We start from the raw sequence: 26,281 nt of genomic DNA, 5'->3' as shown, positions 1-26,281 counted from the left end.
CGGTTCTAGAGGCGGGGTCTTTCGATCTCGTCCGAGTACGGGCGCAGGCCGACGCGCATCGCGTCCTCGTCTCGGCCGTGGCGGGAGTAGGCCGCCTGTAGCTGTGCCACCGCCCGCCGGTGGGCGCGGTCGTAGAGCTCCGTGTCCGTCGCCGCCAAACCGCGGTAGATCTCCACCACCTCCTGCCGGGCGCTGAACTCGGCCTTGTGGTCTCGGCGCTCGCACAGTTGGATCGCCAGGTTCGCCAACGCCAGCGCCTGGTTGGGTTGGTGGGCCGGGTTGTCGGCGGTGACCGTCCGCCAGAGGGCGACGGCTTCCGTCGTGGCGGCGTGGGACTGCGCGGTCTCGCCCAGGTCCCGCAGGCAGACTCCGAGGTTGGTCAGGGCCATCGCCAGGTCCGGTTGGTGCACGGCGTTGTCGACGACCAGCGTCCGGTAGAGGGCGACCGCCTCAGCGGTGGCCGCGTGGGCCTGGCGGTGTTCGCCGAACGCGCCGAGGTTGGTGCCGAGGTTGGTCAGGGAGCTGGCGAGCTTCGGTTCGTGGCCGGGGTTGTCCGCCGCCACCGCGCGCCACAGGGTCACGGCTTCGTCCGTCGCCGCGTGGGCCTCTCGGTGCTCGCCCAGCTCCCGCAGGCACACGCCCAGGTTGGTCAGGGCCATCGCCAGGTTCGGTTGGTGCACCGGGTTGTCGGCTGCGAGGGCGCGCCGCAGCGTTACGGCTTCCGCGGTGACCGTGCGGGCCTCCTGGTGGTCGCCCAGCGCCCCCAGGCGGATGCCCAGGTTGTCCAAAGCCATGGCCAGGTCGGGTTGGTGCATCGGGTTGTCCGCCGCGAGGGTGCGCCACAGCGCGACGGACTCCTCGGTGACGACGTGCGCCTGCCGGTGCTCGCCCAACGCGCCCAGGCGGACGCCGAGGCTGCTCAGGGCCGCGGCGAGGTTGGGCTGGTGCGCCGGGTCCTCCGCCGCGAGGGTTCGCCGGAGCGTCACGGACTCGTCGGTGATGGCGTGGGCTTCCCGGTGCTGGCCCAACGCGGCGAGCTGGGTGCCGAGGTTGGTCAGCGTGCCCGCGAGGCTCGGTCGGTGGGCCGGGCTGCCGGCGGCCAACGCGCGCCACAAGGTGGCGGCTTCGGCCGTGGTCGCGTGCGCGCGCCGGTGTTCGCCCAGCGCCCACTCGCGGGTGCCGAGGTTGGTCAGGGCGCTGGCGAGGTTGCCCTGGTAGCCGGGGTCGTCGGCCGCGAGTGCCCGCCAGAGGGTGGCCGCTTCCTCGGTCGCGGCGTGGCCCTGCCGGTGCGCGCCCAGGTCACCCAGCCGGATGCCCAGGCTGTTCAGGGCCATCGCGAGGTTGTCCCGGTGCGTGGGGTCGTCGGCGTCGGACGCGCGCAGGCAGGCGACCACGCGCCGCGCCAGGGCGACCGCCGTGCGTGGCAGTTGGAAGTCGGTCACCTGTTCGTCGAGCGCTTCGAGGGTGGGCAGGTCGGCGTCCAGGTCGGCGATGAACGCGGCGAGGTGCTGGTCGAGCGCCGCGGTGTGCTGCACGGCGACGAGCCGGATCGCCAGGAACGCGACGGCCGTACCCCCGTCTCGCCAGACCTGCACAAGTGCCGGGAGCGCGGCCGGGAAGACGCTCGCCACCCGGGTCAGCACCGTGGTGACCCATTGGCGCTCACGCGGGTCCAGGTCGGCGAGCAGCTTGGCGGCGAGGTCGGGCTGCCGGGCCAGCCGGTCGGCGATGAACCAGTCGCCGAACAGGTCGGGCTTGATGCGTACGCCATCGGGATAGAGGTGCGCGACCCACCGCACGACGTTGCGCAGCTTCTCCTCGGCCGCGTCGGACAGGTCCGGGATCCGCCGCAGCACCCGCACGGCGGCGTCCTCGTCGGCGGCGCCCCGCAGGGCCAGCGCCAGGATGCAGCGCTGCCTGGTCAGCGAGGTGAGCGACGACACGCCCCACGTCGACGGCGTCGCGGCCGACTCCCACCACGCCTCCTCGTGGGTGAACAGCTCTCCGATCACGTCGTCGACCGGCAGGCGCCGGACCGACCCGGCATCGGCGGCCAGCGCGGTGAGCAGCGCCCGGGCCATGATCATCAGCATGGTCTCGTGGTCGTCGCCGACCCGGCCGGCCAGCAGCGTCGCGGGCGGCGCGAGGACCTTGAGGTCCCGGGCGAACCGGCCGACGGCCTGGACGTACCACCGCTCCCGGTCCCCCGGCCCGCCGTATGCCCCGAGCTCCAGGATCGGACCCCGGGTCAGCGACCGCGTGGTGTCCGGCACCAGGGGACGCAGGCCCGCCAGCAGCCCGGCGCCGTCGCGGGCGATCAGCAGGACCCGCACGGGCGGAGCGCCGCGGTGTCCAGACAGGGTCGAGAGGAAAGCGGGCAGGTCGACGCGGGTGTCGGCGTCGTCCACCAGGATCAGGGCCGGATCGCCGCACGCCACGATCGCCGGCAGCGTCTGCTCGGCCGGCCCCGGCACCAGCGACCCGGTGAACCACCGCGGCGCCAGCTCGTCGGCGAGCTCGAGCCCGAGCCGGGTCTTGCCGACCCCCGCCGGCCCACTGACCACCAGCACCGAGACCGGGCTGTCACCCTCGCACCACGCCAGCAGCTCGTCGAGCTCGCCGCGACGGCCCTGCAGCGGAAGCGCCCGCCGGGCCGCCACCAGCAGCCCGAAGACGTCACCCTCCGCGGCCTCGACCCGGTCGAGCGGAGCCAGCACCCGCGCGCGTGCCTCGACCGCGGCCGCGCGGTGGTCCCGTTGCCGCAGCCGCATCTCCCAGACCGTCCAGCACCCGGCCGCGACCACGAGGCCGAAGACCAGCGCCCAGGACGGCTTCGAGGTCGCGAGGTTGGTCAACGCGCCGACCACGACGGCCAGCAGCGTCGACACCCCCACCGGCGTCCCGTGCCGCGCCCATGTCGGATTCATCCGCGACTCCTCGACCGACTACCAGCCGACTCCAGACTTCACTCCACGTAGCCGACGCGGGATCACCCAGTAGGTCAGAAATCACCTCGGAACCGACACGCGCGGAAGGTGATCCGTCCGGGCATCGAACTTTCCGGCTGAGATCCGCATCCCTGTGTCGACCGAAACGACAGGAGATCGGACGTCATGACGAACCTCAGCCCTGGTACGCACAGCTTCACCGTGGACGGGACGCGCCAGGTCTACCACGTGGCCGGCACCGGGCCGGTGATGATCGCCCACCCAGGTGGACCGGGCGTCGACTATTCCTACCTGCGCTCACCGCGCCTCGAAGAGCGCTTCACCATGGTGTACGTCGAGCCGGTCGGCACCGGCGCGTCCGGCCCGCTTCCGGCGGGCGCGACCTATGTGGACACGTACGTCGACTTCCTGCACGCCCTGGTCGAACACCTCGGCGTGGCCCGGGCGTTCCTGCTCGGCCACTCCCACGGAGGCATCGTCGCGGTGCGCTTCGCGCTGCTGCACCCGGCTCGAACGGCCGGCCTCTTCCTCTACAGCGCGACCCCGTGCACGACGGACGAGTTCTGGGTCGCCGAGGAGGCCAACGCCGCCGGGTACGCCGAGCGCCACCCGGACGTCCCCGAGGCGGCCGAGATCGTGGCGGCCGTGGGCCAGTGGGACGAGGTGAAGACCGACGAGCAGCAGACCGCGATCCTGCGTACCTTCCTGCCCGTCTACTTCGCCGACTTCTGGCGCCGGCGCGCCGAGTTCGACGCGCTCCGGAAGAACGTCCGCGCGTGGCACACGCCGTTCGACTCGAAGAACGTCGACTACCGCCCGGACCTCAAGGAGATCACCGCTCCCACCGTCGTGCTCACGGGCCGCCACGACTTCATCTGCGGACCGGTGTGGGCGGAACTGCTGCATGCGGGGATCCCCGGCTCCGAGCTGGTGATCCTCGAGAACAGCGGCCACTTCGGCCAGATCGAGGAGCCGGACGGGTTCCTGGACGCGATCAGCCGGCTGCTGGCCCAGGTCTAGCGCTCGGGCGTCCAGCCGATCGCGGACCTCTACGGGTCGGTCTACCTAGGTCGGCTCAGGCGGCACAGGCGGCGGCGAAGGTGCCTTCGTCGGTCCGTTGAGAAAGAAGCGGGTGCCCCGGTGGTCGCGCGCGTCGCCGGAGATCGCGTACGTCGTCGGTTCGGCGCCGCACACCTGCGCGCTCCCGCCGATCTCCGAGCCGTCGCCGCCGCCGACAACCATCGGCCCTCCCTCGTCGCCCGACGCTAGGTGCACTCGGGAAACGAGCCGGTGAACACCTGGCCGGGATTGCCGGAAGGGTCGATGTCAGCGGCGGGTGAGAGCCGCAGCTCGCGTCCTGGCCAGCGCGCGCGGAGCCAGCGGTCGTGGCTCGCGACCACGACGGCGCCGGGTCCCGTGCCCAGCGCGTCCTCCAACTCGTCGCAGAGTCGCGGTGAGAGATGGTTGGTCGGTTCGTCCAGCAGCAGCAACTCGGGCGGGTCGGCCACCAGCAACGCGAGGGCGAGCCGTCGTCGCTGGCCGACCGAGAGCTGGGCGACCGGGCGATCCAGGTCCGCGGCGGCGAGCAGCCCGAGCGAGAGCAGGGGTACGGAATCCGCCCGCTCCGGACCGAGCACGGCCTCGTAGGTCTCCCGGGCGGTGCGGCCCGGTCGGTCGAAGGCGGTGTCCTGGGCGAGCAGGGCGACCCGCAGGTCCCGCCGCCGGCGCACCTCCCCGACCGCGTCGAGTCGGCCGGCCAGCACCGCCAGCAGCGTCGACTTGCCCGTCCCGTTCGGCCCGGTGACGAGGAGCCGGTCGGTGGCCGGGACCTCCAGCTCGTCGAGCATGAGCCGCCCGGGCACGCGGACGTTCCGCAGTGACACCAGGATCCCGTCCTCGGCGCTGCCCGCCACCGAGCGGACGCGGAGCCGGAGCGGTTCCGGCGGCGGAGCGACCTGCTCGCGCTCCAGCTGGTCAAGGCGGCGGGCCGCGTTGCGTACCCGTCGCGAGATCTGGCTCTGTACCCGTCCGGCGCGATGTCCGTAGCCCATCTTCTCGTTGTCGCGTGGGGCACGGTCCGGCGCGACCTCGCGCGCGGTCATCGCGACCGAGCCGCGCAGGGCCGCGAGCTCCTCCTGCTCCTCCGCGTAGCGGCGCTGCCAGCGTTCGCGCTCCGCCCGCTTGGCAGCCTGGTAGTCCGTGTAGGTGCCGCCGTAGCGCGTCGGGCCGTCCACCGCCGGGTCGAGGTCGACCACGTCCGTGCAGACGGCGTCGAGGAACGCCCGGTCGTGGCTCGCCACCACCACGACCCCGGGCAGGTCACGCAGCTGCTCCTCGAGAAAGGCCGCGGCGGCGTCGTCGAGGTGGTTGGTGGGCTCGTCGAGCAGCAGTGCCGTCGGCCGCCGCACCAGCAGGGCGGCCAGCGCGACCCGGCCGCGTTGCCCGCCGGACAGCGACGCGAGCGTGCGGGAAGGTGGCACCGTCCCCAGGCCGAGACCGGCCAGCATCAGCTTCGCGCGCCGGTCGGCGTCCCAGGCGTCGCCGGCCTGCGCGCGGTCGAGGCGGGCTCCGTACGCGGCGAGCAGGTCCGCGTCCTCCGGGGTCTCGGCCAACGCCTCGCTGACCCGGTCGAGCTCGGCGAGCTGAGTGCGGGCCTCGCGCAGCGCGTCGTCGAGCACGTCGTCGATTGTGGACGATGGGTCGAAGGGCAGCTCCTGGTGCAGGAAACCCAGCTCCGGTGGGCGGGTCACGAAGCCGGCGTCGGGCTCGTCGGTCCCCGCGAGCAGACGCAGCAAAGTGGACTTTCCGGTGCCGTTCTCGCCGATCAGCCCGATCCGCTGGCCGGGTGCGACGGTGAGGGAGACACCGTCGAGCACCCGGCGGACACCGAGCGTGCGGACCAGATCGTGGGCGAGCAGGGCGACCTCAGTCGCCATCGGGGGCGCTGGTCTCCAGCAGGCGACCGTCGGTCAGCCGCAGCCAGCGGTCGACCTTGATCTCCCGCAGGAACCGCTCGTCGTGGCTGACCACCAGCAACGCTCCCTCGTACGCGTTCAGCGCGCTCTCCAGCTGCGCCACGCTGACCAGGTCGAGGTTGTTGGTCGGCTCGTCGAGCAGCAGCAGCTGCGGTGCCGGCTCGGCCCCCAGGGCGCAGGCCAGCGTCGCACGCAGCCGTTCGCCGCCGGACAGCACGCCGACCGGCAGGTGAGCACGCGGTCCGCGGAACAGGAAGCGGGCGAGCAGGTTCATCCGCTGAGCGTCCGGGGTCTGCGGCGCGAACGCGGCGAGGTTCTCGGCCACGGTGCGGTCCAGATCCAACAGATCCAACCGCTGCGACAGGTACGCGATGCGGCCGTCGGCCCGCTTGACCTGGCCGCCCTCGGGCTCCAGGTCGCCGTTGACCATCCGCATCAGCGTGGACTTGCCGGCGCCGTTGGGACCGAGCAGGGCGATCCGCTCCGGCCCCCGGATCGTCAGGTCGACGCCGTCGCCGGCGAACAGCGACCGCGCCTGCATGCGCTCGCCGGCGAGGAGGGTGCGCCCCGCGGGCACGTGCGTGCCGGGCAGCTCCAACGAGATCTTCTGGTCGTTGCGCAGCGCCCGCCCCGCCTCGTCGAGCCGCGCCTTGGCCTCGGTGACCCGTGACGCGTGCATCTCGTTGGCCTTGCCCGCGGACTCCTGGGCGTCGCGCTTCATGGTGCCGGCGAAGATCTTCGGCAGGCCGGCGTTCTTGAGGTTGCGGGAGGCGTTGCTGGCCCGGCGGGCCGCCCGCTCGCGGGCCTCCTGCAGCTCCCGCTTCTCGCGCTTGAGCTCCTGCTCGGCGTTGCGGACGTTCTTCTCGGCCACCTCCTGCGCGGCGCGCACCGCTGCCTCGTACTCGGTGAAGTTGCCGCCGTAGAACCGCATCTCGCCGCGGTCGAGCTCCGCGATGCGGTCCATCCGGTCGAGCAGGGCGCGGTCGTGGCTGACCAGCAGCAGCGAGCCGTTCCACTGCTCCAGCACGTCGTACAACCGGTGCCTGGCCCCGAGATCGAGGTTGTTGGTCGGCTCGTCCAGGAGCAGCACGTCGGGCCGCTTCAAGAGCTGCGCCGCCAGGCCGAGGGAGACGACCTGGCCGCCGCTGAGGGTGTCCAGACGGCGGTCGAAGGCGAGGTCGCCCAGCCCGAGCCGGTCCAGCTCGGCGCGCGTGCGCTCCTCGATGTCCCAGTCGTTGCCGATGGTGGTGAAGTGCTCCTCGCTGGCGTCTCCGGACTCGATGGCGTGCAGCGCCGCGATCAGCGGAGCGATCTCCAGCACCTCGGCCACGGTCAGGTCGCCGACCAGGGGCAGGGTCTGCGGCAGGTAGCCGAGGACCCCCTCGACGGAGACGGAGCCGGCCGTGGGGCGCAGCTCGCCGGCGATCAGCTTGAGCAGCGTGCTCTTGCCGGCACCGTTGGGAGCGACCAGGCCGGTGCGGCCGCCGCCGATCGTGCAGGACAGCCCCTCGAAGACCGGGGTGTCGTCCGGCCACGAAAAGGACAGGTTGGAACAGACAATATTTGACATTTGGGAAGAACCTCAGATGTGCGGACGAGCGGACCTCAGCCGCCCGACAGGGGGACATGGCCTGGAGATACGACGAAACGACCACGGCGCCGCGCGCTCCTGTGGTCGATCACATGTCCGGTCTCACCCGGAGATGTCGTCGTCACCCACCATGTCTCGTCTCCTCCGCTTGTCTGCTCGACCACCCTAGCACCGCCCGGGCTGGGCCTGCTTCGCTCCACAAGGGACCAAGGGTCTGGATCGGAGTGCTTGTGGGCCGGATTGTCGTGGTCAGGCGGGGTCGGCCGGTGGAACCGTGGAGATCATGACCTTGACTGACTCGCTGTCTCCGGAGGAGGCCGCGCCCCTGGTGGCCACGGTGTCAGGTGCTGTTCTGCTGGCGGGCGACGAGGGGTACGACGACGAACGCGCAGTCTTCAATACGAGCCACGAGCTGATGCCCGCGGTGGTCGTGGTGCCGGAGAACGCGGTCGACGTCCAGGTCGCCGTCACCTTCGCCGCGCGGCACGACCGTCCGGTCCTGGTGAAGACGACGGGCCACCAGATGGTCGGCACGGCGCGTGGCGCCGTCGTGATCTCCACCCATCGGATGAACGACGTGACCGTCGACACGGCCGCTCGCACGGCCCGGGTCGGAGCGGGTGTGGTCTGGTCCGAGGTCATCGCCGAGGCGGCCAAGGCCGGGCTAGCTCCGCTGAACGGGTCGAATCCCACCGTGGGGGTGACCGGCTACACGCTGGGCGGCGGACTCAGCCCGACCCTCGGGCGCTCGCTCGGTTACGCCGCCGATCATGTGCGCTCGCTCGAGGTGGTGACCGCGGACGGCCGGCTGCGGCACGTCGACGCGGAGTCCGAGCCGGACCTGTTCTGGGCGATGCGCGGCGCGAAGGGCAACTTCGGCGTGGTGACGGCGCTGGAGTTCGACCTGTTCCCGGTGCCCCGCCTCTACGCGGGTGCCCTCTACTTCCCCGGTGACCGGATGGCCGAGGTGCTGCGCGCCTGGAGCGCCTGGCATCCGCGTACGCCGGAGACGATGGTCTCGTCCTTCGCCGTGATGCGGATGCCGGAGCTGCCCGAACTGCCCGACACGCTCGCGGGGAAGTTCGTCGTGTCGGTGCGGATCGCCTACAACGGCACGACGGCGGACGGCGAGCGGTTGGTGGCGCCGCTGCGGGCGGTCGCTCCGGCGGTGCTGGACACCGTGCGGGACATGCCGTACACGGAGGTCGCGTCGATCCACAGTGAGCCGACCGAGCCGTTGCCCTACTACGAGCGGAGCATCACGCTGCGGGAGTTCCCGGCGGCGGCGCAGGACGCGTTGGTCTCGCTCGTCGGTCCCGGCTCGGAGACCACGCTGGTTCTCGCCGAGCTGCGCGCCCTAGGCGGAGCGTGGGACAGGGAGCCGGCGGTGCCGAACGCCGTGGCCACCCGCGGGCTGCCGTACGTCATGCTGGGGGTCGCGTCGGGTGCTGCGGAGCCGGTCGCCGAGCTTCTGGACGGACTGGCGCCGTGGAAGGGCGATCGGCGGGTGGTGAACAACCTCGCGCCCGAGGAGGCGACGGACGGTTCGGCGATCTACGGGCCGGAGCGGTTCGAGCGCCTGCTGGCCGTGAAGAGGGCGTACGACCCCGGCAACCTGTTCCGGGTCGGCCACATCGCGATGCCGACCGCCTGACGGTTGTCGGGTGGCCTAGGCTCGCTCGACATGAGCGATCCGCGCGGGTCAGGTGTCCTCCGGCATCAGCCGTCGCACGACGGGTTCGTGCCGGCGTCGGGGCCGGAAGAGGGCTTCGCCGACGCCATCGACCGGCACATCGAGGAGCACTTCGGTCCCGTCGAGTTCGTCTATCACGAGATCGCGTCGCACCTGGTCGGTGTCCATGTCTACGTCGTCGAACCGACCGAGCGGCGCCCCTATCGGACGCTGATCACGTCGGGGATGAGCGAGCTCCCGATGACGGTCCCGGAAGGCCACGGCATCAGCCCGTACGCCGAACTGATGCTCAGCTTGCCGGCGGACTGGAACCTGACGGAGCGCACCGGGCTGGACGACGATCCGGCCGGCTGGCCGCTGCGGGTCCTCAAACAGGTCGCCAGGCTGCCGCACGAGTACGGGACCTGGATCGGCGAATGGCATTCGGTGCCGAACGGCGATCCCGCGGAGTCGTACGCCTCGGACACCCCGTTCGCCGGCGTCGTCGTCACGCCGATGCTCCGGGTGCCGGCCGAGGCCCGCACCATCACGGTCCGCGACGGGGTCGACATCGCGTTGCTGGCACTGATACCGCTGCACCCCGACGAGCTGGCAGTCAAGATCGAGCGCGGAACGAACGCCCTCATCGAACTACTGGATCGCGGTCGCATCACCGAGCTTTTGGAACCAGGGCGGCCTTCGTACGCCTGATCGTCGTGCGGACGTGCTACCCCGACGGCGCTTGTCGCTGGGCCGGTATGACGAGAGTCGCGCGCTGGCCGCGGTGCGGGAGGACGAGGGTGGCTGTCACGCCGAGCATGGCCACCGCGACGACCGCGTCCAGCCAGTAATGGTTGCCGGTCGACACCACCACCAGCAGGGTTGTCAGCGGGTGGGCGAGCCACAGCCACCGCCATCTCCCCCTCGTCGCGACGACGAGGGCCACCGCGACCGCCAGCGCCCACCCGACGTGCAGCGACGGCATCGCGGCGTACTGGTTCGTCAGCGTGTCCGTGTCCGGCGGCCCGTAGACGCTCGGGCCGTAGACGGCTCCCGTGTCGACCAGCCCGGTCGCCGGGACCAGCCGCCCGGGGGCGAGCGGGAACCACACATGCACGACCAGCGCGGCCGCCGTCAGCCAGGCCAGCGTCCGCCGGGTGCTGCGATAGAGCCGCGAGCGGAACACGTACAGCCAGATCAGCACGGCAGCCGTCGCCGGGAAGTGGACGTAGGCGTAGTAGCTGTCGGCCGCGACGACGAGCCAGTGATGGCTGAGCAGCGCATGTTGGACGCTCAGCTCGCTCGGCAGGCGCAACCAACGCTCGAGGTGCCAGACCGACGTCGCGTTCGCGGTGGCCTCGCCCACATGACCCGAGATGACCTGACGGCCGACCTTGTACGCGAGGAAGAGCACCGCGACCAGCATCAGCTCCCGTATCGCGGCGCGCAGCCTCCCCGGGCTCGCCTCGTGCTCCGTGACGGGTCGTGGACCCCGGCGGGAATCTGTGCCTCCGGCTCGGTGAGCCCGCATGCCCGTCCTGCACGGCACCCGTGCGGTGCGCCGCCGCGCGGGCTCTCGCCCGTCTTCGCCCTGTTCGGCTGCGGCAGCGGTCGGGCTGGTCATCTCACCTCTGAAAATGGATCTTCGCCCTCGACCATCGCAGCTCAGCAGTCACCGATCAAGCAGGAACGTTCGCGTTTGTCCTTCGTCACAGGGCGCGACGGCGCTCACAGTTGTCGTGGGTCGATGCCGATCGGGGACAACAGCTCCGCGGTCCGGTCGAGCAGGACGTCCTGGACCGCCGGGTCCTCGGCCTCCGGGTTGGGGCGCGACGGCGTGCGCTCGTCGAAGTAGCGGCCGTTGATCGAGCCCGGCCGGGTGGCGACATGCACGACGTTGGCGGCGCCGCGTTCGGGCGGCTGGCCCTCGATCGCGAACATGCTGGCCAGCAGGCTGGAACGGATGACACCTGGGTGCATGCTGGCCACCTGCGCGGTCGAGGGGTCCAGCCGGGCGGCAAGCCAAAAGGTGTACGTGACGACGGCGAGCTTGGACCGGGCGTACGCGGTCACGCCGTCGTAGGTGCCGCGGGCCAGGCCGAGGTCCGTGAGGTCGAGGTGCTCGGACGCGTGGGTCGCGGAGGCCATGTTGAGGATCCGGCCGACCCGGTCGCGCAGCCTCGTGGTCAGCACCACCGTGGACAGGTAGTTGGTCTGCAGCGTCGCCTCGATGCCGTCGGCGGTGACCTCCCGCCGCGGCGCGCCGGGTCGGCCAGCGTTGTTGACCAGCAGGTCGACCCGGTCGGTGGCCTGCCTGATGTCTTCGGCGAGCCGGGCGAGCCGGTCCAGGTGGCCGAAGTCCGCGGAGAGGTAGGTGACCCGGCCTGTCAGCGTCTCGAGGAAGCCTGCCTCCTCGGCCCGCGGTTGCGGGCCGTGCAGGATCAGGTGGCCGACGTGGCCCGCGAGGCGAACCGCCGTGGCACGGCCGATGCCGTCGGTGGCCCCGGTCAACACCACCGTGCGGCCGACCAGCTCCATAGCTTTCGAAGCTAGCGGCTCACGGCCGCCACGGGCGCCGTTTGGAGGGTGGCTTGCCCTTGCGCCGGGAGCTGACGTACGTGGCGACGGCGAGCCAGAGGCACACGCACACCACCAGCACCAGGACCGGCCACAGGTAGACGACCCAACCGTTCATCGCCTAGCTCCGCGACCGCAGGCGGCTGACGGCGACGATCGCGTCGTTCATCGAGCGCGTCAGCTCGCCGAGGGTGTCGGTCATCGTGTGCTCGAGGCGGGCGGCGTCGGCGAGGACGTCCTCCGGGGACTCGCTGCCGAGCACGCCGGCCATCGCCCGGTTGAGTGCCTGGGCCAGCTCGGCCTGGGCGCCGGCGAAGGCGGCCACGATCTCACCCGCCAGGTCTTCGGGCGCGAGCCGCATCGCCGCGGGGTGGATCTCGATGCCGTGCACCACCTGGTCGGCGCCGAGCGTCAGGGTGACCAGGCCGGACTCGGTGACGTAGGTCCCGCGCGTCTCCTCCAGCGTGCGTTGCAGGTCGCCGAAGCCCTGCATGCGCTGCTCGGTCTCGCGGATCGTACGGTCGAGATCTTCCAGCTGGGGGTTGTCCACGTGGCTCCTCCGCTCAGACGCTCTTGGCCTCGAACACGGCCGGCTTCTTGTAGTCGATGCGCAGCTGCTCCAGCCGCGAGGGCGCGGGCAACGTGTTGCGGGCCGACTTGGTCTCCAGCATGCCGACGCCCACGGCGGCGAGGCCCGCGGCGGCCGCGGTCGCCAGGCCCGCGAACATGATCGTCACCTTGCCGATGAAGAAATTGATCATCAGGCCGAGCTGCATCGTCAGCGCGGTCGCCGGTGCGGCGGTGAACGGGTTGAGCCGCATCACGGCGAGGGCGATCAGCGAGACCAGGATCGCGCCGACGAACGTCACGATCGCGATGTAGATCGTGATGAACGCGGTGCCGGTGACGACCAGCATGCCGCCGGCGTCTTCGGCGGCCTTCTTCAACGCCTCGAGCTCGGTCTTGAAGTTGACGATGGACGTCTCGAACGCGTCCTTGTCGTCGGCGATCCAGTCGTCGCCCTGCGCCATCGCCTGGTCGATCTGCGCCAGCATGCCACCGAGCCGTTTGGAGATCTGGTCCCAGCCCTCGCTCTTGGCGTCGTACATGCCGAGCGGGTTGGTGGCCAGCGAGGCGGCCATCGCGACACCGAGCACGGCGGTCGGCGCGAGGCTCGCGCTGATCCGCAGCTTTGTCATGATCACGCCGTACAGCAGCGCGCCTTCTAGACCCGGCACGGCTCCGTGTCCTCTCCGTCAGTCCGACACCACGACGGTGTTGGCGTTCTCGGCCTCGACCCATGCGTCGCGCGCGCGACCGAGCTCGGCGATGTAGTCGTCGACGGACGCTTTTACCGCACCGAGCGAGTCGACGAAGCTGTCGCGGAACCCGGAATAAGCGATGTCGAGTGGGATGCCCACGATGCCGAAGCCCGGAAAACCCACCTCGGTGTCGGGCAGCCGCGCCTCGATCTCGGCCACCCCGTTGGGCCCGTTGGCGACCTGTTGACGCAGGTGATCGGCGATAGCGTTGATCGCCTCGGACGAGATGTGCTTGGTCATCGACCGACGCCCCTCCCCTTCGCGGCGATGTCGCACCCACCGTACCGGTCGAGCCGCGATCGCGATGTCCGGTCAGCAAGCGACCGCCGTCAGCGCCGTTTCCACCGGCCTTCCACGCATCGCTGGCACGGTGGCGGTCACCGGGTCAGCGGGGGCTGGCCCTTGTCGCGAGGAGACGCCAATGGCACGGTTCCGCACGCACCTGGCCCGCCGCCTGGCGATCGTGATCCTCGGCGGCGCGGCCGCGGTGGCGCTGTTCGCCGCACCGGCCGCCGCGGCGAACATGCCGTGGGCCGCCTCGGTCAGCCACGGGCTCGAGTGCTGCTAGTCGGACATCGTCCCGGGCGAGCTGTGGGCTCGCCCGGACGCCGCCGCGGCGGCGAAATCCGCTGTCGGTTACCGGGCTCGGGTGTTACAAAGCCGCGGTGGAAGAGACTCTGGGATTCGGCGACCTGTTGCGGTTGATGGACGAACGATCGACCGCTTTCCGGGCGGCGGTGACCTCCGCGCCCAGCCTCGACGTGCGGGTGCCGACCTGCCCTGAGTGGACGTTGTTCGACCTGGTGCGGCACCTCGGCGAGGGGCGGCGCAGGTGGGCGGCCATGGTCGCCGCAGGGCCTGCCGACGCTCCTGCTGCCGTGCCCGCTACGGTGGTGCCCCAGGAGCGTGCGGCCCTGCTGGACTGGTTCACCGAGTCGACTGCGGAGCTGCTGACCGCCCTGCGGGAGGCCGGCCCCGACCGTGGCTGCTGGACGTGGTGGGGTTCGTCGCAGTCGCCACAGACCAGTGGTGCCGTCGCCCGGCACCAGCTCCAGCAGGTCGCGGTGCACACCTATGACGCCCAGGTCGCCGTGGGCGCCCCGCAGCCGTTGCCGCGCGACGTGGCGCTCGACGGCGTCGACGAGTTCCTGACCACCTGCGTCGCGACGACGGCCGCGTGGCCCCACAAGCCCGCGGTCATCGACTACCACGCCACCGAGGGCCGCTCCTGGCGGATCTGGCTGTCCGCCGACGGCGCACGGACCGCCCGCCTGGAGCGGCCCGCGGCCGGCAAAGGGCCGGAGGTGGCCGACGTCTCCGCCTGGGGCACGGCCAATGAGCTGGTCATGTTCTGCTACGGCCGCATTCTGATGGACTCGCTGCGGCTGGCCGGCGACCGCGGCATCTTCGACCAGCTGATCGCCTGGGAGCCGGAGGACTAACGCAAGAGCGGTGCCGGCGACGCAGTCGGGATGCGCCCTTCGGCTCCGCTATTTCTCTAGCGTCAGGATGCCGTTCTCCAGGACCGCCGGCGTCAGGTGGCGGTAGCCGACCGTGTCGAAGGCGACCGTCAGCTCGTGGTCGTCACGCGACAGCAGCGTTCCCTCGCCCCACAGTTTGTGGCGTACCCGGGGCGCTGAGGGGTCCGGCTGGTGGCGCCGGCCGACCTGCGCCTTCGACGGCTGGGTCTTCGCCGCGGCGGCGGCCTCGTCGTTGTCGCACGCGCCGCACGGTGGGTCGTAGTGCTCGCCGAAGTAGCCCAACAGCTCGGCCCGGCGGCAGCGGATCGTCTCCGCGTACTCGCGCGCCGCCTCGATGCGGGATCGCAGGATCGACTGTTGGCGACCGCCCTCTTTGGACACCAGCGCGAACGTGTCCGGTGGCAGGTCGTCCGGGCGGACCAGGCCGTCGCTACCGTCCGGTTCCAGGAAGCCCAGGTCCTCGATCTCCTGGATGACCCGCAGCACCTGTTGGCGGCTCACGCCGCTGGCCTTGACCACCTCTTTGACCGCCACCCGGCCCGGGGCCGCCTCGATGGCGTCGATGACCGCGTGCACGGTGTCCGCCGCGATCCGGGAGCGGGCCGCCAGCAGGCGCGGGATGCGGATGGTGCGCGGGTCGTAGACGACCACCGCGCGGGCCGGCTGGCCGTCGCGACCGGCTCGGCCGATCTCCTGGTAGTACTCGTCCAGGCTGCCGGGCACACCCGCGTGCACGACCGTGCGTACGTCCGGCTTGTCGATGCCCATCCCGAACGCGCTCGTGGCCACCACGACGTCGAGCCGGCCGGCCAGGAAGTCGTCCTGCGTCTGCGAGCGCTGCGCCGCCGGCAGACCGGCGTGGTAGGGCGCGGCCTTGTAGGCGTCCAGCGACAGCCGCTCCGCCAGGGACTCACAGCGGGCGTGGGTCAACGCATAGACCAGAGCCGGCGCGTCGTGGGCCAGCACGACCTCGACCGTGCGGTCGTCGATGGCCTGGTCTTCGGGCAGGTCGTGCCGCGTACGCCGGACCGCCAGATGGATGTTGGGACGGTCGAAGTCGGTGACGACGATCCGCGGCTCGCGCATGTTGAGCTCGCGGGTGATGTCGGCCTGCACCGGCGGCGCCGCGGTCGCGGTCAGCGCCAGCATCGGCGGGCTGCCCAGCTTCTCGTGCACCGACGGGAGCCGCAGGTACTCCGGCCGGAAGTCGCGTCCCCATTGGCTGATGAGGTGCGCCTCGTCGAGCGCGAACAGCGTGACCCCCGACAGTGCGGAGATCGCCTCCTCGTTGGCCAACTGTTCGGGGCCGAGCATCACGAAGTCGATCTGCCCAGCGCGCAGGCCCTCGAGCGCCGCCGCCCGGTCGGCCTTGTGGAGCGCCGAGTTCAGCGCCACCGCCCGCACCGGCTCACCGGACGGCTTGTGCCGGCGCGACAGCGCGGCGACCTGGTCACGCTGCAGGGCGATCAGGGGCGACACCACCACCGTCAGCCCGCCGAGCACCAGACCGGCCACCTGGTAGATGGCGCTCTTGCCGCTGCCCGTCGGCAACACCGCCAGGGTGTCGCGGCCCGAGACGATCGACTCGGCGGCCGCGCGCTGGCCCGGCCGCAGGTCGAAGCCGAACACCGCGCGGGTGACCTGATCGACTGCCTCCATCAACCCGAGGCTAACTCAGCCCATCAGGGGGTACGGGATGAACGTGCTGCGATTCTCGTCGAGATCGAGGCGGCGGCCGATCGGCGCCGCGGCCCGCTGGGGGCAGGTCAGCCGTTCGCAGGTCTTGCAGCCGGGGCCGATCGGGGTCGCGCCGTCGACCGCGTCGAGGTCCATGCCGGCCGAGTAGACCAGCCGGCCCGCGTGCCGGATCTCGCAGCCGAGACCGATCGCGAACGCCTTGCCCGGCTGGCCGTAGCCGGCGTGCTGGTGGATGACCGTGCGGGCGATCCACAGGTAGCGCTGGCCGTCGGGCATCGCGGCGATCTGGGTGATCACGCGGCCGGGCGCGTTGAACGCCTCGTAGACGTTCCAGAGTGGACAGGTGCCGCCCGAGCGGGAGAACGGGAAACCGGTGGCCGACTGGCGTTTGGACATGTTGCCGGCGCGGTCGACCCGGACGAAGGAGAACGGCACCCCGCGTGCCTTGGGCCGCTGGAGCGTCGAGAGCCGGTGGCAGACGCTCTCCCAGCCCATCCCGAAGTGCTCGGTCAGGAGGCCGATGTCGTAGCGCATCCGCTCGGCCGTGGCGAGGAAGACGCCGTACGGCAGGATCAACGCGGCGGCGAAATAGCTGGCTAGGCCGACCCGCGTGAGAATCTGCGTCTGGACGTCATCGAACTTCTCTTCCTCGATGATTTCGTCGATGATGTCGGCATATTCCAACATGCCGATCTGGGCGCCCATCCGAATCGCCATTTGGCCCGGTCGCAATGACAGTGACAAATGCAACGTGCGGGTCTGAGGATGATAGCGGTGCAGGTCGCCGCCGAGCCGGTCGTGGTCCTCGCGGACGATGCGCACGCCGTGCCGGGTGGAGAGCCGGTCGCGCAGCGTCTCGAGGATCTCGCCGCGCCGGGCACCGAGGCGCCCGGCGAGATCCTCGGCCGCCTCGTCGAGTGCGGGCACGTAGTTCTGCCGGCGGTAGAAGAAGTCGCTGACCTGGTCGTGCGGGCTGCGGCCGGCGACCACGTCGCGGTCGCCGACCACCTCGGCGAGCTGGTCGTCGGTCTGCCGGTAGCGCCGGTAGAGGTCGATCACCGCCTCGGCGACGTCGGGCAGCTTGGTCGCGAGCTCGGTCAGGTCGTGCAGGCTGGCCCGGGTGGGCAGCGCCTCGCGCAGGTCGGCGACCAGGCGCGGCGTGTCGTGCGGCGCGAAGAAGGCCGGGTCGACGCCGAACACCTCGGTGATCCGCATCAGCACCGGCACGGTCAACGGCCGCGTGTCGTGCTCGATCTGGTTGAGGTAGCTCGGCGAGATGCCCAGTTGGCGGGCGAGGTCGATCTGGGAGACGCTGCGGTCCTCGCGCAGCCGGCGCAGCCGCGCACCCGCGAAGGTCTTTGTCGCCATGCGCCTCTCCTCCCACATCTGACGCGATGTTAGCACGTTGCTAAATCGCCATTCGCAACTTCGCAAAAACCGGGTCCGGACTTTTCAACAATTGGCTCGTTCCGTATCTCGCGGGCTCATTTAGCGCTGTGCGACCGTGGCCGCAGAGGCTTTTCGACTTAAGGAGTCGGCGATGACCATTTCGGCGGAGCAGTTGCGGCAGGAGTGGGCGACCGCGCCGCGGTGGCGTGGCGTGGAGCGCACCTACAGCGCGGAGGACGTGGTCCGGCTGCGCGGGGCGATCCAGGAGGAGCACACGCTGGCCCGCCGGGGCGCCGAACGGCTCTGGAGCCTGCTGCACGAGGAGGACTACGTGCACGCGCTCGGCGCCCTCACCGGCAACCAGGCGGTGCAGATGGTGCGGGCGGGGCTCAAGGCGATCTACCTGTCCGGTTGGCAGGTGGCGGCCGACGCCAACCTGGCCGGCCAGACGTACCCGGACCAGAGCCTCTACCCGGCCAACTCGGTGCCGGCCGTGGTCCGCCGGATCAACAACGCGCTCCTGCGGGCCGCCCAGATCACGCACGCCGAGGGCAACGACGACACCGAGTGGCTGGCCCCGATCGTCGCCGACGCGGAGGCCGGCTTCGGCGGCGTGCTCAACGCCTACGAGCTGATGAGCGCGATGATCAACGCGGGTGCGGCCGGCGTGCACTGGGAGGACCAGCTCGCGTCCGAGAAGAAGTGCGGCCACCTCGGCGGCAAGGTGCTGATCCCGACCGGCCACCACATCCGCACCCTCGAGGCCGCCCGGCTCGCCGCCGACGTCGCCGGGGTGCCGAGCCTGATCGTGGCCCGCACCGACGCGCACGCCGCGAACCTGCTCACCACCGACATCGACGAGCGCGACCAGCGGTTCCTGACCGGCGAGCGCACCGCCGAGGGCTTCTACCGGGTCCACGCGGGCATCGAGCCGTGCATCGCGCGCGGTCTGGCGTACGCGCCGCACAGCGATCTGATCTGGATGGAGACCAGCACGCCTGACCTCGAGGAGGCGCGGTCGTTCGCCGAGGCGATCAAGCAGCGGTATCCCGACCAGCTGCTGGCCTACAACTGCTCGCCGTCGTTCAACTGGCGCAAGCACCTCGACGACGCCACCATCGCCAAGTTCCAGCGGGAGCTGGGCCACATGGGGTACGCGTTCCAGTTCATCACCCTGGCCGGCTTCCACGCGCTCAACTACTCGATGTTCGACCTGGCCCGCGGGTACGCCGCCGACGGCATGCCGGCCTATGTGGAGCTCCAGGAGAAGGAGTTCGCGGCCGAGGAGCACGGCTACACCGCCGTCAAGCACCAGCGCGAGGTCGGCACCGGCTACTTCGACCTGATCAGCACGGTGCTCAACCCCGCCGCCGAGACCACCGCGCTGCGCGGCTCGACCGAAGAGGAGCAGTTCTGATGAGGATCGAGGTTCTGGGTCAGGGGTACGACGAGATCCTTGACCCGAAGGCGCTCGACTTCCTGGTCGCGTTGGACAGCGAGTTCGCCGGCCGCCGGGTGGCGCTCCTGGACACCCGGCGGGCTCGGCGGGCACGCTACGCCGCCGGACAGCTGCCGCATTTCCTGCCGGAGACGGCGCACATCCGCGAGGACGCGAGCTGGCGGGTGGCGCCGCCCGCGCCCGGCCTGGTCGACCGGCGGGTCGAGATCACCGGCCCGCCGGACAGGAAGATGACCGTCAACGCGCTCAACTCCGGCGCGCGGGTCTGGCTGGCCGACTTCGAGGACGCGCTGGCACCGACGTGGGACAACCTGATGGGCGGCCAGGCCAACCTGATCGCGGCCCTGGACGGCGAGCTCGACTTCGAGTCTTCCGGCAAGCGCTACGTCGTCGGCCCCGACCCCGCGACCATCGTGGTCCGGCCGCGTGGCTGGCACCTGGCGGAGAAGCACATCGTGGTCGACGGCCGGCCGATCTCGGCGAGCCTGGTCGACTTCGGGCTGCACTTCTTCCACTGCGCGCAGCGGCAGCTCGACGCGGGCAAGGGTCCGTACTTCTACCTGCCGAAGCTGGAGAGCCACCGCGAGGCCCGGCTGTGGAACGACGTGTTCGTCTTCGCGCAGAACTACCTCGGCATCCCGCAGGGCACCATCCGGGCCACCGTGCTGATCGAGACGATCACCGCGGCGTTCGAGATGGACGAGATCCTCTGGGAGCTGCGCGACCACGCCGCCGGGCTCAACGCCGGTCGCTGGGACTACATCTTCAGCATCATCAAGCAGTTCGGCCAGCGCGCCGACTTCGTGCTGCCGGACCGCGCGGACGTGACGATGACCGTGCCGTTCCTGCGGTCGTACACGGAGCTGCTCGTCAAGACCTGCCACAAGCGCGGCGCGCACGCGATCGGCGGCATGGCGGCGTTCATCCCGAGCCGCGACCCGGCGGTCAACGAGGTCGCGTTCGGCAAGGTCCGCGCTGACAAGGAGCGCGAGGCCGGCGACGGCTTCGACGGCTCGTGGGTGGCGCACCCGGGCCTGGTCTCGACGTGCGAGGCCGCCTTCACCGCCGTGCTGGGCAGCCGGCCGCACCAGCTCGACCGCCGACGTGACGAGGTCGCGGTCAACGCCGACGACCTGCTCGCGGTCGACCTGACCCCGGGCGCGGTCACGGCCGAAGGGCTGAGGTCCAATGTGGCCGTCGCGCTGCGCTACTTCGACAGCTGGCTGCGCGGCACCGGTGCGGCGGCCATCTTCGACCTGATGGAGGACGCGGCCACCGCGGAGATCGCGCGTTGCCAGGTGTGGCAGTGGGTGCACCACCGCACGCCGCTGGCCGGCGGCGACGTGGTCACCGAGGACCTGGTGCGGTCCATCGTGGACGACGAGGAGGCAGGGCTGCGGCCGGCGGCCGCGCGGATCTTCCTGGAGACGGCGCTGGCCGAGGAACTACCGGCGTTCTTCACGCCGGAGGCGTACGCGCGCTATCTCGTCTGAGCCGGCAACACCGGCGACGGTGCCCCCTGCGGAACACGGCAGCCGCAGGGGGCACCGTCGCGTGGTCAGCCGGGCAGGGCGGTGAGGACCGCCTCGTCGAGCTCCGTCGGGTCCAGCCAGCGCTGGTACGAGGCGACCGCGGCACCGTGGTCGGCCACGCGCAGATAGACGGTCGTGGTCGCGCCCTTGCCTGCCGACCAGACGACGGCGATCTCGTGCTGCTCGTGCCGGCCGTCGACGACCGCGATCGGCAGGTTGACCGCCGGCAGCCAGCCGACCTCGGCCGCGGACAGGCGCAGCTGCCAGCCCGCGCCGTCGGCCCAGGCGCGCAGCAGGTGCCAGCGCCGGGCCGCGGCGCCCTTGCGCCAGGCCGCCACCGCGATGCTCACCGCGACGGCCGCCACGAGCGCGAGCAGGGCAAAGGCCACGGATCCGAGAGTACGCGCCGCGTGGCGTAAGGTCCGTCGGGTGACGGATCTAGCGGGGACCGTGGCGGCCGCCGCCGGCATTTTCGCGGGCACGAACGTCGACGACCTGATCGTGCTCACCGTGCTGTTCCTCGCGGCCCGCACCGCCGGAAAGCCGCGACCGTGGCAGATCTGGGCGGGCCAGTACGCCGGCATCGCCGCCCTCGTCGCGATCGCCAGCGCGGCGGCCCTCGGGCTGACGCTGCTGCCGGACCGCTGGGTCGGGCTGTTGGGGCTGATCCCGCTGGCGCTGGGCGTACGCGGGCTGATCGCCACCGTCCGCTCCCCCGGCGACGCCGCACCGCCGGTCGCGAGCGGCCTGGTGTCGGTGGCCGCGGTGACGATGGCCAACGGCGCTGACAACATCGCCGTCTACACGCCGGTGTTCCGTACCGTCGGGGTGGTCGACAGCCTGGTCACGATCGCGGTTTTCGCGGTGCTGGTCGCGGTGTGGTGCCTGGCGGCCTCGTGGCTCGGCGGCCACCGGCGCGTGATCGCCGCGCTCGGCCGGTTCGGGCACGCTCTGGTGCCGCTGGTCTTCGTGGCGATCGGCCTCGTGATCCTGTCGCAACTGCTATGACCACGGCAGTGCGGCCCGGTTCCGCCAGTACTCGTCGGGCGTCTCCGGGCTCGGCAGCTTTCCCGGGTCGGTGACGTCGAGCGCCCGCAGGTTGCTGGCGAGCTGCCCGGTCGTGGCGGCGCCGGAGAGCACCACGTCGACCCACGGCTGGGCGAGCGCGTGGGCGAGCACGTCGGCATCCCGGTCGGCGAGCCGGCCGTTGGACACGGCCTCCTTGATGATCACGTGCCGCCCGGCGTCGTGGGCGTCCTTCAAAGCCGGCCCGGCCGACGGGTCGAGCGGGTTCCAGGTGGCCTGGAAGCTCTGGAACAGCGGCGCGCCGTCGACCTCGATCTCCATGGCTGCCCGGATGGCCTCCCCCTGTCGCGGGCCGCTGGTGGACACGCCGATGGTCACGTCGCGGGCGGCACCGAGGTCGGCGAGGTGTCGGTGCAGCTCGGAGTCGGTCAGGGCGGTGCTCTCCAGCGTGAGCGAGTGGATCTGGTAGAGGTCGAGCCGCGTGCCGAGCAGGGCCAGCGACTCGGCCACCTGCCGGTCGAAGGTCTTGACGCTGTGGTCCTTGGTCTCGTGGACTTTGGCGTCGACCCGCCAGCCGGCGACGTAGGTGTAGCCCCACTTCGACCCGACCACGACGTCGTCGTGCCCGTCGAGCCAACTGGCCAGAAACTCTTCGGCACGACCGTAACTGCGCGCGGCGTCGAAATAGCGCATGCCGGCGGCGTACGCGGCGTCGAGCACCTCGTGGGTCCTCCGCCGCATGGCGTCGACGGTGCGCTCGGCGGGCAGGTCCCGGTCGCGGCCGAGGTTGATGTAGCCGGGCCGGCCGAGCGCCGCGAGCCCGAGCCCGAGCCGGTGCACCGGCACCGTCAGATCCAGTCGATCAAAACCCACCCAGACAGCATGCACCCTGACCAGCCGGCACCGACCCCAACCCACCCGCGCCACATCCCATAAGGCATCCTAGGATGAATCAGGTCAGCCCGGCGTGGAAGCGCAGCACACCGGCGGACCCGAGCGTGGGTACGGCGCGGTCGAGCAGGGCGGCCAGCTCGGTGCGCTGCGCGGAGGTCGGCGTCCGGTAGACAGTCGCCGCTCGGGACAACCACCCGTGGATATCGACCCGCGCGACGTGGTTCAACTGCTCGTCGGGGTCGTCGAGCAGGCGAAGATCGGCGATCAGCCGCTGCCACGGGCCGCGCGCGACGGCGAGCCGGTAGCCGGCGAGCCGCACATGCCGAGCCTGCCCGGGCGCGAGCAACCGCTCCGGCAACCCGGCGTCGAGCGTCGCCGCGGCCGGCACCAGCGCGGCGACGGCGTTCTTGACGACGGCGCTCGACGGATCCGTCAACAGCGCCACGGCGTCGTCGGTCGTCAGGCCACCGAGCCGGCGAAGGGCGCGCAGAGCCGCCACGCGGCCACGCGCGCGCGGGTGGGCCAGGCTCGCGCGCAGCGCGGGAGCGTCGGCCGGACCGCCGGTCTCACCAAGGCCGGCGACCGCCCCCGGCGGCGGCACGCTCCCGGTGAGGAGACGTCGATAGTGCTCGGCGGGGTCGCCGCCGGTGGCGCGAACAGCGTCCTGGGCGACGTCTCTGACGACCGGGTGCCGGTCCGGCAGCGCGCCGATCGCGGCCGCTGTGTCGCCCCCGGCCGCCAGGGCGGTCAGTGCTTCCGCCCGGACCACGGCGGTCCGGCTCGCCGCCAACCGGTGCAGGGTGGCGAGGCTCCTGGCACCGGCCACGGCGGCCCGGGCCGCCATGATGCGGATCGCCTGGTCGTGGTCCTTGGTGGCGGCCCTGGCGAGGTGGTCCGCGTCAATCAGGTGGCGGTCGATCGCGGTGCGGTAGGCGATCCGTCGAAGGCGGGAGTCCCCGAGCCGCAGCAAGGGCTCGAGCCGCTCGGCGGTCAGGCCCGTGACGTGTCCGTCGATCCGAGCGGCCAGCCAACCACCGTTGAATCGCCTGCGGGTCGCGGTCGCGGTGGTAGCCAGTGCGAGCAGCGACCGCTCGCCTGCCGTCGGCAGCAGCGCGTCGACCTCGCGTCGGGCTCGGTCGCGCACCTGCGGGACCCAGTCGCCGGTGCGGATCGCCAGCAGCGTCGTCGCGGCCGGGCTGCCGAGGGTGGCCAACCGCGCCAGCACCGCCTCCCGGATCCGACCGTCCGCGTGGCAGCCCGCCAGCACCACGTCCAGGGCGTCAAAACCACCGCGCGCGACCCGCGCGACGACCGGCCAGGAACCGTGGAACGCCCAGGACCAGTGCGACCGCAGCGACTCGTCGAACCCCAGCCACCAACGGGCGTCGGCCGCGTCCAGGGTGCGCAGGGCGGCGTCCCGTTCGGCTTCGGCACCGGTTGCGGGCAGCTCCAACAGGCTCTGCGCCAGCTCGCTCGTCTCCGTCGTCCTGCCCGGACCCGACATGCGCCCTCCCCCGCTTCTGACAGGGGCCATTGTGCGCTGCGGCATACGACGGCGGCGACCGAGATATGCGTCCGGTCGGCTGGGTCAGCCCGGCAGCGGGTGGGCGATGTCGTTGGCGTGGTCCGTGACCGAGGCGCCGGTGACGGTCGCCCGTAGGGGCAGGATCTCCAGGCAGCGCCGGACCGCCGCGCCCATCAGGGGGTTCGGCACCCGCAGCGAGACCGTGCAGTGCGGCACCCAGAGGCCCGGTCGGTAGTGGTCCCAGACCTCGACACCGCCGGCGGCCAAGCGGTCGTGGACCTCCCGGTGCCGCGCCAACAGGGGCTCCGTCGGCGTCACGCCCAGCCAGAGCACCCGGCCCACGAACTGGCCCACGAAGTCGAGGTCCACCTCCAGACCCCGGCCGACCGGGGTGTCACCCAGCGCGGCGGCGACCGCCGCCGGAGACAGCCGCGAAGCGGCTGCCAGGGACACGTGCGGGCGGTGCTTGGAGTCCTGCAGCGACGCCAGCGTCGGGATGCCTTCCGCCTCCAGCGCCTTCCAGAGCGCGCGCAAGCGCCGGGTCGCGTCGCTGTCCAGGTAGAGCTCCAGCGCCGCGACCATTCAGCCGGCCGCGGTGATGCGCACCAGCGTGCCTGTCGGGCCGCTCTCGATGTGCAGGTGGCTCGTCTGCTGGGCGATCCAGAGGCCCATGCCGCCGGTCGACGACGGGGTCGGTCGTTCCTCGCGGGCGAGGAAGGCCGCGGCCGGGAAGCCCGTGCCGCGGTCGCGGACCTCGCTCACCAGGCCGCCGCCGTCGGTGACCAGGCGCAGGGTGCCCGCGCCGCCGCCGTGCCGGATCGCGTTGGTCATGACCTCGTTGACCGCGGCCACGAAGTCGTCAGCCTCCTCGTCGGGCATCCCGTGCCGCGAGGCCTCGTCGGCGACGCGGCGGCGCAGCGCCGCGACACCCGCGCGGTCGAACGCCTCGTCGAGCAGCACCCGAGGCTCCGGTCGCGGCGGCGGGCCGGATCGACGGATCGCGAGCAGGGCGGTGTCGTCGGTCGGGCGCTCCTCGCCCACGACGAGCATCAGCGCGGTGCACACCTCGTCGGGCTCACCCGGCCAGACGGTTTCCCGCAGCCGGTCCAGGCCGACGTCGATCGACTCGCGGCGGCGCTCGATCAGGCCGTCGGTGTAGCAGACCAGCAGGGCGCCCGGCGGGAAGTCGACGACCGTGGTGCGCCGGTCGGTGGCCGGGCGGCCCATGCCGAGCGGGACGTCCGTGTGCGCGGCCAGCAACTCGACATGGTCGTCAGCGCTGACCAGCACCGGCGGTGGGTGGCCGGCCAGCGAGATGTGGATGCTGTCCCGCGCGGGCGGGATCATCGCGTACAGCACGGTGGCCAGGTTGCCGGTCTCGAAGTGGTGGACCTTCGCGTCGAGGTGCGTCAGCGCGTCGGACGGGTCGGAGCACACCAGGGCGTACGCCCGCAGCGCGCTGCGCAGTCGCCCCATCACCACGGCGGCGGCGAGACCGTGACCGGACACGTCGCCGACCACCACGCCGAGCCAGCCGGACGGGAGGGTGAACACGTCGTACCAGTCGCCACCAACGCCGGAGTCGTGGCCGGGCAGGTAGCGGGCGGCCATCTCCACCCCCGGCACCGTTGCCAGGGCAGTCGGGAGGAGGCTGCGCTGCAGGGCGAGGGCGGTGTCGCGGTCGACCGTGCCCGCGCGGGTGTGGGTCGCGACACTGGCCCGGTCGGCGACCATCTCCAGCAGGCGCACGTCGTTGCCCGTGAACGCGCGGGGCCGCACGCTGCCGACGTGCAGCACACCGGCGAGCTCGCCACCGCCGAAGATCGGCACGCCGAGCAGCGACCGGACTCCCCCGCCGCGCACCAGGGCGCTGGTGTCGGTCTCCTCGGCGATGTCGTCCATGATCAACGGCCGCCGGTCACGGGCGATCCGACCCGCGAAGCCGCGGCCGACCGGCACGCGTACGCCTGGTCGGAACTCCTGGTCGAGGCCCTTGGCGGCGGTGGCGACGAGCTGCCGGGCGTGCGGATCGAGCAGCATGATCACCGCGGTGTCGACCTGGAGCAGGTCGAAGACCCGGTCGAGCAGCTCGCTGAGGAGCTCGTCGACGTTGAGGTGCGAAAGGACGGCGTCGGTGACGGCCTCGAGGCCTCGCAGGCGCTCGTCGCTGTCAGCGGCCCCTTCGATCACGC

General features: G+C 71.7%; 25 protein-coding genes. 8 read left to right on the top strand and 17 right to left on the bottom strand.

Going from position 1 to position 26,281, the window contains the following annotated elements:
• Positions 1-5: 5 nt before the first annotated feature.
• Positions 6-2,927: a tetratricopeptide repeat protein gene (locus AB0J88_RS07980; RefSeq protein ID WP_364347205.1), complete on the bottom strand. Its 2,922-nt coding sequence runs from the start codon at positions 2,925-2,927 to the stop codon at positions 6-8.
• 186 nt (positions 2,928-3,113) lie between these two features.
• On the opposite strand from AB0J88_RS07980, the gene AB0J88_RS07975 reads away from it, so the two are divergent.
• A complete protein-coding gene (locus AB0J88_RS07975; protein WP_364347207.1) occupies positions 3,114-3,968 on the top strand; it encodes an alpha/beta hydrolase in 855 nt (284 codons plus the stop codon).
• 45 nt (positions 3,969-4,013) lie between these two features.
• On the opposite strand, the gene AB0J88_RS07970 is transcribed toward AB0J88_RS07975, so the two are convergent.
• The 3 genes from AB0J88_RS07970 to AB0J88_RS07960 are packed head-to-tail and all read right to left on the bottom strand — an operon-like array spanning position 4,014 to position 7,493.
• Positions 4,014-4,190 carry a hypothetical protein gene (locus tag AB0J88_RS07970; RefSeq protein WP_364347209.1) on the bottom strand — a complete coding sequence of 59 codons (177 nt, stop codon included), beginning with the start codon at positions 4,188-4,190 and terminating at the stop codon, positions 4,014-4,016.
• Between the two features lie 23 nt (positions 4,191-4,213).
• Entirely contained in the window at positions 4,214-5,884 is a 1,671-nt protein-coding gene (locus tag AB0J88_RS07965) for an ABC-F family ATP-binding cassette domain-containing protein (protein WP_364347211.1), read from the bottom strand.
• Positions 5,874-7,493 carry an ABC-F family ATP-binding cassette domain-containing protein gene (locus tag AB0J88_RS07960; RefSeq protein ID WP_364347213.1) on the bottom strand — a complete coding sequence of 540 codons (1,620 nt, stop codon included), beginning with the start codon at positions 7,491-7,493 and terminating at the stop codon, positions 5,874-5,876. The genes AB0J88_RS07965 and AB0J88_RS07960 overlap by 11 nt, the downstream gene beginning before the upstream one ends.
• A gap of 304 nt (positions 7,494-7,797) precedes the next feature.
• Between AB0J88_RS07960 and AB0J88_RS07955 the strand changes: the two genes are divergently transcribed.
• Both AB0J88_RS07955 and AB0J88_RS07950 read left to right on the top strand, forming a co-directional pair.
• Positions 7,798-9,168 carry an FAD-binding oxidoreductase gene (locus AB0J88_RS07955; RefSeq protein WP_364347215.1) on the top strand — a complete coding sequence of 457 codons (1,371 nt, stop codon included), beginning with the start codon at positions 7,798-7,800 and terminating at the stop codon, positions 9,166-9,168.
• Between the two features lie 30 nt (positions 9,169-9,198).
• Positions 9,199-9,897 (top strand): suppressor of fused domain protein, encoded by a 699-nt coding sequence (locus AB0J88_RS07950; protein ID WP_364347217.1) that lies wholly within the window; start codon positions 9,199-9,201, stop codon positions 9,895-9,897.
• Positions 9,898-9,913: 16 nt separating this feature from the next.
• Here the strand turns inward: AB0J88_RS07950 and AB0J88_RS07945 are convergent, their stop codons facing one another.
• The 6 genes from AB0J88_RS07945 to AB0J88_RS07920 form a co-directional block, all read right to left on the bottom strand.
• Complete coding sequence (locus AB0J88_RS07945) at positions 9,914-10,717, bottom strand: phosphatase PAP2 family protein (protein WP_364347219.1); 804 nt, start codon at positions 10,715-10,717, stop codon at positions 9,914-9,916.
• Positions 10,718-10,914: 197 nt separating this feature from the next.
• Positions 10,915-11,724, bottom strand: a complete 810-nt coding sequence (locus AB0J88_RS07940; RefSeq protein ID WP_364347221.1) for an SDR family NAD(P)-dependent oxidoreductase — start codon at positions 11,722-11,724, stop codon at positions 10,915-10,917.
• A gap of 19 nt (positions 11,725-11,743) precedes the next feature.
• Positions 11,744-11,881, bottom strand: coding sequence for a hypothetical protein (locus AB0J88_RS07935; RefSeq protein WP_364347223.1), 138 nt, complete (start codon positions 11,879-11,881; stop codon positions 11,744-11,746).
• A gap of 3 nt (positions 11,882-11,884) precedes the next feature.
• Complete coding sequence (locus AB0J88_RS07930) at positions 11,885-12,313, bottom strand: YbaB/EbfC family nucleoid-associated protein (RefSeq protein WP_364347225.1); 429 nt, start codon at positions 12,311-12,313, stop codon at positions 11,885-11,887.
• Between the two features lie 13 nt (positions 12,314-12,326).
• Positions 12,327-13,001: a hypothetical protein gene (locus tag AB0J88_RS07925; protein ID WP_364347227.1), complete on the bottom strand. Its 675-nt coding sequence runs from the start codon at positions 12,999-13,001 to the stop codon at positions 12,327-12,329.
• A gap of 18 nt (positions 13,002-13,019) precedes the next feature.
• Positions 13,020-13,325, bottom strand: coding sequence for a hypothetical protein (locus AB0J88_RS07920; protein WP_364347229.1), 306 nt, complete (start codon positions 13,323-13,325; stop codon positions 13,020-13,022).
• Positions 13,326-13,506: 181 nt separating this feature from the next.
• On the opposite strand from AB0J88_RS07920, the gene AB0J88_RS07915 reads away from it, so the two are divergent.
• Positions 13,507-13,653, top strand: a complete 147-nt coding sequence (locus AB0J88_RS07915) for a hypothetical protein (protein ID WP_364347230.1) — start codon at positions 13,507-13,509, stop codon at positions 13,651-13,653.
• Positions 13,654-13,750: 97 nt separating this feature from the next.
• A complete protein-coding gene (locus AB0J88_RS07910) occupies positions 13,751-14,527 on the top strand; it encodes a maleylpyruvate isomerase family mycothiol-dependent enzyme (protein ID WP_364347232.1) in 777 nt (258 codons plus the stop codon).
• A 48-nt stretch (positions 14,528-14,575) separates the two neighbouring features.
• Here the strand turns inward: AB0J88_RS07910 and AB0J88_RS07905 are convergent, their stop codons facing one another.
• Positions 14,576-16,225, bottom strand: coding sequence for a RecQ family ATP-dependent DNA helicase (locus AB0J88_RS07905; RefSeq protein ID WP_364347234.1), 1,650 nt, complete (start codon positions 16,223-16,225; stop codon positions 14,576-14,578).
• A gap of 15 nt (positions 16,226-16,240) precedes the next feature.
• Entirely contained in the window at positions 16,241-17,632 is a 1,392-nt protein-coding gene (locus AB0J88_RS07900) for a short-chain fatty acyl-CoA regulator family protein (RefSeq protein ID WP_364347236.1), read from the bottom strand.
• A gap of 172 nt (positions 17,633-17,804) precedes the next feature.
• Here AB0J88_RS07900 and aceA point away from each other — a divergent pair, with 172 nt between their 5' ends.
• Positions 17,805-19,070 carry an isocitrate lyase gene (aceA, locus tag AB0J88_RS07895; protein WP_364347238.1) on the top strand — a complete coding sequence of 422 codons (1,266 nt, stop codon included), beginning with the start codon at positions 17,805-17,807 and terminating at the stop codon, positions 19,068-19,070.
• Positions 19,070-20,605 carry a malate synthase A gene (aceB, locus tag AB0J88_RS07890; RefSeq protein WP_364347240.1) on the top strand — a complete coding sequence of 512 codons (1,536 nt, stop codon included), beginning with the start codon at positions 19,070-19,072 and terminating at the stop codon, positions 20,603-20,605. Before aceA ends, aceB begins: the two co-directional genes overlap by 1 nt.
• 65 nt (positions 20,606-20,670) lie before the next feature.
• On the opposite strand, the gene AB0J88_RS07885 is transcribed toward aceB, so the two are convergent.
• Entirely contained in the window at positions 20,671-21,033 is a 363-nt protein-coding gene (locus tag AB0J88_RS07885) for a hypothetical protein (protein WP_364347242.1), read from the bottom strand.
• A gap of 40 nt (positions 21,034-21,073) precedes the next feature.
• Here AB0J88_RS07885 and AB0J88_RS07880 point away from each other — a divergent pair, with 40 nt between their 5' ends.
• Complete coding sequence (locus AB0J88_RS07880) at positions 21,074-21,652, top strand: cadmium resistance transporter (RefSeq protein ID WP_364347244.1); 579 nt, start codon at positions 21,074-21,076, stop codon at positions 21,650-21,652.
• Here AB0J88_RS07880 and AB0J88_RS07875 read toward each other — a convergent pair.
• The 4 genes from AB0J88_RS07875 to AB0J88_RS07860 form a co-directional block, all read right to left on the bottom strand.
• Positions 21,647-22,543, bottom strand: a complete 897-nt coding sequence (locus AB0J88_RS07875; RefSeq protein ID WP_364347246.1) for an aldo/keto reductase — start codon at positions 22,541-22,543, stop codon at positions 21,647-21,649. The two genes, AB0J88_RS07880 and AB0J88_RS07875, sit on opposite strands and share 6 nt — an antisense overlap.
• A gap of 79 nt (positions 22,544-22,622) precedes the next feature.
• The gene (locus tag AB0J88_RS07870; RefSeq protein ID WP_364347248.1) at positions 22,623-24,068 is read right to left on the bottom strand and encodes a hypothetical protein; all 1,446 of its coding nucleotides are present in this window, start codon (positions 24,066-24,068) and stop codon (positions 22,623-22,625) included.
• An 84-nt stretch (positions 24,069-24,152) separates the two neighbouring features.
• Entirely contained in the window at positions 24,153-24,671 is a 519-nt protein-coding gene (locus AB0J88_RS07865) for a 2'-5' RNA ligase family protein (protein ID WP_364347250.1), read from the bottom strand.
• Complete coding sequence (locus AB0J88_RS07860) at positions 24,672-26,279, bottom strand: SpoIIE family protein phosphatase (RefSeq protein WP_364347252.1); 1,608 nt, start codon at positions 26,277-26,279, stop codon at positions 24,672-24,674.
• Between the last annotated feature and the right edge of the window lie 2 nt (positions 26,280-26,281).

The organism is Asanoa sp. NPDC049475, from assembly GCF_040676915.1.
In the GTDB taxonomy this organism is placed as follows: domain Bacteria; phylum Actinomycetota; class Actinomycetes; order Mycobacteriales; family Micromonosporaceae; genus Asanoa.
This window is presented reverse-complemented; position numbering and strand designations above follow the sequence as displayed.

Bases quoted from the DNA above. Each gene is read 5' to 3' on its own strand.
- AB0J88_RS07980 (WP_364347205.1), bottom strand. From the start codon at position 2,927: ATGAATCCGACATGGGCGCGGCACGGGACGCCGGTGGGGGTGTCGACG.
- AB0J88_RS07975 (WP_364347207.1), top strand. From the start codon at position 3,114: ATGACGAACCTCAGCCCTGGTACGCACAGCTTCACCGTGGACGGGACG.
- AB0J88_RS07970 (WP_364347209.1), bottom strand. From the start codon at position 4,190: ATGGTTGTCGGCGGCGGCGACGGCTCGGAGATCGGCGGGAGCGCGCAG.
- AB0J88_RS07965 (WP_364347211.1), bottom strand. From the start codon at position 5,884: ATGGCGACTGAGGTCGCCCTGCTCGCCCACGATCTGGTCCGCACGCTC.
- AB0J88_RS07960 (WP_364347213.1), bottom strand. From the start codon at position 7,493: ATGTCAAATATTGTCTGTTCCAACCTGTCCTTTTCGTGGCCGGACGAC.
- AB0J88_RS07955 (WP_364347215.1), top strand. From the start codon at position 7,798: ATGACCTTGACTGACTCGCTGTCTCCGGAGGAGGCCGCGCCCCTGGTG.
- AB0J88_RS07950 (WP_364347217.1), top strand. From the start codon at position 9,199: ATGAGCGATCCGCGCGGGTCAGGTGTCCTCCGGCATCAGCCGTCGCAC.
- AB0J88_RS07945 (WP_364347219.1), bottom strand. From the start codon at position 10,717: ATGCGGGCTCACCGAGCCGGAGGCACAGATTCCCGCCGGGGTCCACGA.
- AB0J88_RS07940 (WP_364347221.1), bottom strand. From the start codon at position 11,724: ATGGAGCTGGTCGGCCGCACGGTGGTGTTGACCGGGGCCACCGACGGC.
- AB0J88_RS07935 (WP_364347223.1), bottom strand. From the start codon at position 11,881: ATGAACGGTTGGGTCGTCTACCTGTGGCCGGTCCTGGTGCTGGTGGTG.
- AB0J88_RS07920 (WP_364347229.1), bottom strand. From the start codon at position 13,325: ATGACCAAGCACATCTCGTCCGAGGCGATCAACGCTATCGCCGATCAC.
- AB0J88_RS07915 (WP_364347230.1), top strand. From the start codon at position 13,507: ATGGCACGGTTCCGCACGCACCTGGCCCGCCGCCTGGCGATCGTGATC.
- AB0J88_RS07905 (WP_364347234.1), bottom strand. From the start codon at position 16,225: ATGGAGGCAGTCGATCAGGTCACCCGCGCGGTGTTCGGCTTCGACCTG.
- AB0J88_RS07900 (WP_364347236.1), bottom strand. From the start codon at position 17,632: ATGGCGACAAAGACCTTCGCGGGTGCGCGGCTGCGCCGGCTGCGCGAG.
- aceA (WP_364347238.1), top strand. From the start codon at position 17,805: ATGACCATTTCGGCGGAGCAGTTGCGGCAGGAGTGGGCGACCGCGCCG.
- aceB (WP_364347240.1), top strand. From the start codon at position 19,070: ATGAGGATCGAGGTTCTGGGTCAGGGGTACGACGAGATCCTTGACCCG.
- AB0J88_RS07870 (WP_364347248.1), bottom strand. From the start codon at position 24,068: ATGTCGGGTCCGGGCAGGACGACGGAGACGAGCGAGCTGGCGCAGAGC.
- AB0J88_RS07865 (WP_364347250.1), bottom strand. From the start codon at position 24,671: ATGGTCGCGGCGCTGGAGCTCTACCTGGACAGCGACGCGACCCGGCGC.